General features: G+C 68.8%; 3 protein-coding genes and 2 pseudogenes. All 5 read left to right on the top strand.

The features are described 5' to 3' along the window. Nucleotides 1-132 (top strand): annotated as a pseudogene (locus AB0K02_RS33900) (ATP-binding protein); the annotation flags it as partial. A gap of 337 nt (nt 133-469) precedes the next feature. After that, on the top strand, nt 470-3,757 hold the full coding sequence (locus AB0K02_RS33895; protein WP_365996451.1) for a nitrate- and nitrite sensing domain-containing protein: 3,288 nt from the start codon (nt 470-472) through the stop codon (nt 3,755-3,757). Between the two features lie 10 nt (nt 3,758-3,767). After that, entirely contained in the window at nt 3,768-4,181 is a 414-nt protein-coding gene (locus AB0K02_RS33890) for a roadblock/LC7 domain-containing protein (RefSeq protein WP_005311461.1), read from the top strand. Nucleotides 4,182-4,277: 96 nt separating this feature from the next. Next, nucleotides 4,278-4,916 carry a DUF742 domain-containing protein gene (locus AB0K02_RS33885; RefSeq protein ID WP_365996450.1) on the top strand — a complete coding sequence of 213 codons (639 nt, stop codon included), beginning with the start codon at nt 4,278-4,280 and terminating at the stop codon, nt 4,914-4,916. After that, nucleotides 4,897-5,038, top strand: a pseudogene (locus AB0K02_RS33880) (ATP/GTP-binding protein); the annotation flags it as partial. The gene AB0K02_RS33885 and the pseudogene AB0K02_RS33880, both read left to right, overlap by 20 nt.

Raw genomic sequence — 5,038 nt, 5'->3', positions numbered from 1 at the left:
GAAGAGGTCCGCGAGGCCCTCCAGATCGGACCCGACACCCCGATCATCACCACCGACGCCCGCCACCGCGCGGACGCCAAGAGCGCCCTCATCACCCTCGTCGAACACGCCCTCATGGCGCGCCTCAAGTAGACGACGTCATACGGCAGTTGTCGTAGTTGTCGGGTCGCGGGCTGTGTCTTTTGACACGGCCCGCCCCGCTGTTCATAACATTTCGACAGAGAATTACGGCACAGCTGCCACCCCTTGCACACGTTCGGTGTCGCTGTGCTCACATGAGCCTCGCCTTTTGGCAAGACTCGCTCTTTATGCCCGTTTTATCTGAGGGTTGGACCACTCGGAATCTCATATTCCAGGTGTTTGGAATGGGACGGCTCGGCGTGCTGGAATTCGGCGAACTGCCGAGTAGTACGGCTATGAACGAACCACGGCACAGCGTAGGTGCCGACGCCGAGAGGTTGTTGGTCGAGTGAGGCGAAGCAAGACGAGCTCCGCAGAGCAGCAGGCGCGGGGCAACTTCACGCCGCCGCCGCGCACAGCGGTGACGCCTGCGGACATGTCGAGTGGTTCGAGCGCGTCCCCGGCAGCCGGCAGCTCCAGCAAGCTGTCCCCGCGCAACTGGCGGGTGCCCACCCGCCTGAACGCGATCCTCCTCATACCCGTCCTCGTCGGACTGGTCATGGGCGGCTTCCAGGTGAAGCAGTCCATAGACACCTGGAGCGAGGCCGAGGACGCCGAGAAGACGGCGCTGATCGTGCGGGCCGCCTCCGAGTACGGCCAGGCCCTGCTCAACGAGCGCGACCTCACCGCCTCCACGCTGCTGCTGGCCACCAGCGAGGCCGACCGCAAGAGCCCCGCCGTCACCGAGGCGTACGAGACCACCGACGCCGCCGCTGCCAAGTTCCGCGAAGCCGTCAAGGACATGCCCGACGGGCAGGGTCTGGAGCGCCGTCTCGAGCTCTTCGACAAGGAGGAGCCGAACCTCTCCAAGCTGCGCCAGGCCGCCTACTCCAAGGCGCTCGACCCGGTGCAGACCGAAGAGGGCTACGTCAAGGTCCAGCACGTGCTCATGGAGTTCTCCAACGAGCTCGGCCTCGGCACCGGCAACGTCACCAGCTACGGCCGTACCGTCTACGCGGTCCAGCTCGCCAAGGCCGCCGCGTCGCTGCAGCGCTCGATCGGCATGCACCTGCTGATCCGGCCCAGCCAGGACGAGACCGTCTTCGCCCGGCAGACGGTCGCGTTCAACTCGTACAACTACCTCGAGCAGATCGCCATCGGCGAGTACGTCTCCGGCGGCACGGAGGCCGACACCGCCAAGCTCAAGCAGATCATGACGGGCAAGGCGGCGGACGGCGCGAAGCGGCTGCAGGCCGCGGGCCTCAACCCGCCGAAGGGGCCCGACGGCTCGGTCTTCACCGGCATGGCCGGTGCGATCGGCTCGGGCCTGAACCCGAAGCAGCTCAAGGCCAAGGACGTCACGCCCGAGACCTGGATGGGCGCGGCCACCGCCAAGTTCGACGGCTACACGGAGATCGAGAAGGACCTCGTCGACCGCGCGGTGACCGAGGCCTCCGAGATCGCCGACGACGCCCGCAACGACGCGATCACCAACGGCGCCATCGTCGTCGTCGCCCTGCTGGCCGCCTTCATCCTGGCCGGCCTCATGGCCCGCCAGATGAGCCGCTCGATGCGCCAGCTGCGCACCGCCGCCTTCGGCATCGCCGAGCAGCGGCTGCCGATGCTGGTCGACCAGCTCTCGCGCACCGAGCCCGGCCGCGTCGACACCCGCGTCCAGCCCATCCCGATCGACTCCCGGGACGAGATCGGCGAGGTCGCCCGCGCCTTCGACCAGGTCCACCGCGAGGCCGTCCGGCTCGCCGCCGAGCAGGCCATGCTCCGCGGCAACGTCAACGCGATCTTCACGAACCTCTCGCGCCGCAACCAGTCCCTGATCGAGGGCCAGTTGACCCTGATCACCGACCTGGAGAACAACGAGGCCGACCCGGACCAGCTGGAGAACCTCTTCAAGCTGGACCACCTGGCGACCCGTATGCGCCGCAACGGCGAGAACCTCCTCGTCCTCGCCGGCGAGGAGCCCGGCCGCCGCTGGAACCAGCCGGTGCCGCTGGTCGACGTGCTGCGCGCCGCCTCCTCCGAGGTGGAGTCCTACGAGCGCATCGAGCTCACCGGTGTCCCGGAGACGGAGATCCACGGCCAGGCCGTGACCGACCTCGTGCACCTGCTGGCCGAGCTGCTGGAGAACGCCACCACCTTCTCCTCCCCGCAGACCAAGGTCCGTGTCACCGCGACCCGTCTCCCCGACGGCCGCGTGATGATCGAGATCCACGACAAGGGCATCGGCCTGACCGCCGAGGACTTCGCGGACATCAACCACAAGCTGGCCAACCCGCCGACCGTGGACGCCGCCGTCTCGCAGCGCATGGGCCTGTTCGTGGTCGGCCGCCTCTCCGACCGGCACGGCATCCGCGTCCAGCTGCGTCCCTCGGGCGAGCAGGCCGGCACCACCTCACTGGTCATGCTTCCCGACGCCATCACCCACGGTGGCGGCGGCGAGGCACTGCCGCAGGACGACTTCACCGTCTCGCAGATCATCCCGCAGCAGCAGTCCTACGAGGCCACCACGATGCGGACCGCGGCGGAGCTCGGCTTCGACGACTCCCGCTACGAGCAGGCCGGCGACAAGGCGCAGCTCGACCCCGTGGGCCGCTCGCTCATGCGCGAGGAGCGCCGTGCGGCGCTGGAGGCGCAGGCACAGGGCGGTGACCGCCCGCTGTTCCGCGACGAGGCGGCTCCCTACGCCCAGGAGCGGCCGCAGGAGTACGGCGCCGAGTACGGCCAGGAGTTCTCCGCCCAGGGCTACGCACAGGACCAGCAGGGCTACGAGGACCAGCAGGGCTACGAGCAGCAGCCCTACGGGGAGCAGTCGTACGACGAGCAGGGTTACGGCGACCGGGGTTACGGCGAGCAGGGCTACGCCGACCAGCAGGGCACGGCCGGCGGCTACTCCGAGCACCAGGCCCCGCAGGAGCACCTGCAGGATGCATATGCGGAAGCTGACTACCGGACTTCGCAGGGCTCCCAGCAGCAGTACGACGACGCCTACGAGACCCAGTCCCACCAGGCAGAGTGGTCCGATCAGGACAGCTACCAGGCTGCGTATGAGTCGGATTTCCGCGCCGAATCGGAATCTGCCCCCAGCGCTCCCGCGAACGGCTCCGAGCGCGTAGGCTTCGAGCGTCCGGGACCCTCTCCGAGCAACGGTCATGAACTGACCGCGTCCGGTCTCCCCCGGCGCGGCAGCGGTCAGCCGTCGCAGCCTCAGCAGGAGGCGCAGCGGCAGTGGCAGCAGCCGGCCGAGCAGGCCCCGCAGGCTCCCCGGAGCGGGCAGGCCGGGGAGAACGGCACCGTCGGCGGGTCCTCCTCCGACGAGTGGCGTTCGACGAACGACGAACGCTGGCAGCGGGCGGAGAAGCTCCGTGAGCCGAAGGCGGGCGGAGTCACCTCGTCCGGTCTCCCCCGGCGGGTGCCCAAGGCGAACCTGATCGAGGGCACGGCGGAGCAGACCCCGCAGGGCGGCCCACAGGTCTCCCGCGCTCCTGAGGACGTGCGTGGCAGGTTGAGCAACCTGCGGCGCGGTGTCCAGCAGGGACGCAACGCGGGAACGGACACGAACGGACCGGCCACTTACGATCGACCCAGTGGCCCGGGTAGTACCTACAACCAGGAGCGTTAGTGTGAGCCCGATGAGCCAGGCGGCGCAGAATCTGAACTGGTTGATCACCAACTTCGTGGACAACACCCCTGGGGTGTCCCACACCGTGGTGGTCTCCGCCGACGGACTCCTGCTGGCGATGTCCGAGGGTTTCCCGCGTGATCGTGCCGATCAGCTGGCGGCGGTCGCCTCCGGGCTGACCTCGCTGACCGCGGGAGCGTCCCGGATCTTCGAAGGCGGTGCCGTCAACCAGACGGTCGTGGAGATGGAGCGCGGCTTCCTCTTCATCATGTCCATCTCCGACGGGTCCTCGCTGGCCGTCCTCGCGCACCCGGAGGCCGACATCGGTCTGGTGGGCTACGAGATGGCCCTCCTGGTCGACCGTGCGGGCAGCGTCCTCACCCCCGACCTGCGTGCAGAGCTCCAGGGAAGTCTTCTCAACTGAGAAGCGGACAGTGCATTTCCCGCCACCGCACCATAAGGTGCGGTGGCGCGGCTCCACAGGGACAGGGACCGGCGACCGGCAGTCGGAGGAGGAAACGTGGCAACACCCCCAGGCGGACACCCATTTGACGGTGCTCAACAGTCCCAGGGTGAGCACACTCACAACCGCTTCAACTTTCCTTCGACGCCGAGCAGACAGGGCGGCCCCCAGCCGTACCAGCAGCCGCAGCCGGCCTACGACCCGTCGTACGACTCCTCCTACGACACGTCGTACGAGACCTCGTACGACACCCCGTACGGACAACAGCAGCCCGGTGTCCAGCCGGTGGCACCGCGCCGGTCGCCCGAGCCCCGGACGGCCTCGGGGGCCGGCCCGGCTGCCGGGCCGGGCAAGCACAACCCCCTGGTCCGGCCGTACGCGATGACCGGCGGCCGGACCCGCCCGCGCTACCAGCTCGCCATCGAGGCGCTGGTCAGCACCACGGCCGATCCGGCCCGGCTGCAAGGGCAGTTGCCCGAGCACCAGCGGATCTGCCGGCTGTGCTTCGAGATCAAGTCGGTCGCCGAGATCTCGGCACTTCTCTCCATCCCCCTCGGCGTTGCCCGGATCCTCGTCGCCGACCTGGCCGAGGCCGGACTCGTCGCCATCCACCAGCCCGGCGGCGACGCGGCCGCCGGCGGCCAGCCAGACGTGACACTGCTCGAAAGGGTGCTCAGTGGACTTCGCAAGCTCTAGCGGCGGTGCAGCCCGCTCAACCACCAGCGCGAAGATCGTGGTGGCGGGCGGATTCGGCGTGGGCAAGACCACGTTCGTCGGCGCCGTCTCGGAGATCAACCCGCTGCGTACCGAGGCCGTCA

The sequence above is a fragment of the Streptomyces sp. NPDC049597 genome (assembly GCF_040675505.1).
In the GTDB taxonomy this organism is placed as follows: domain Bacteria; phylum Actinomycetota; class Actinomycetes; order Streptomycetales; family Streptomycetaceae; genus Streptomyces.
The sequence above is the reverse complement of the archived record's forward strand: the minus strand, read 5'-3'. Positions and strand labels throughout refer to the sequence as shown.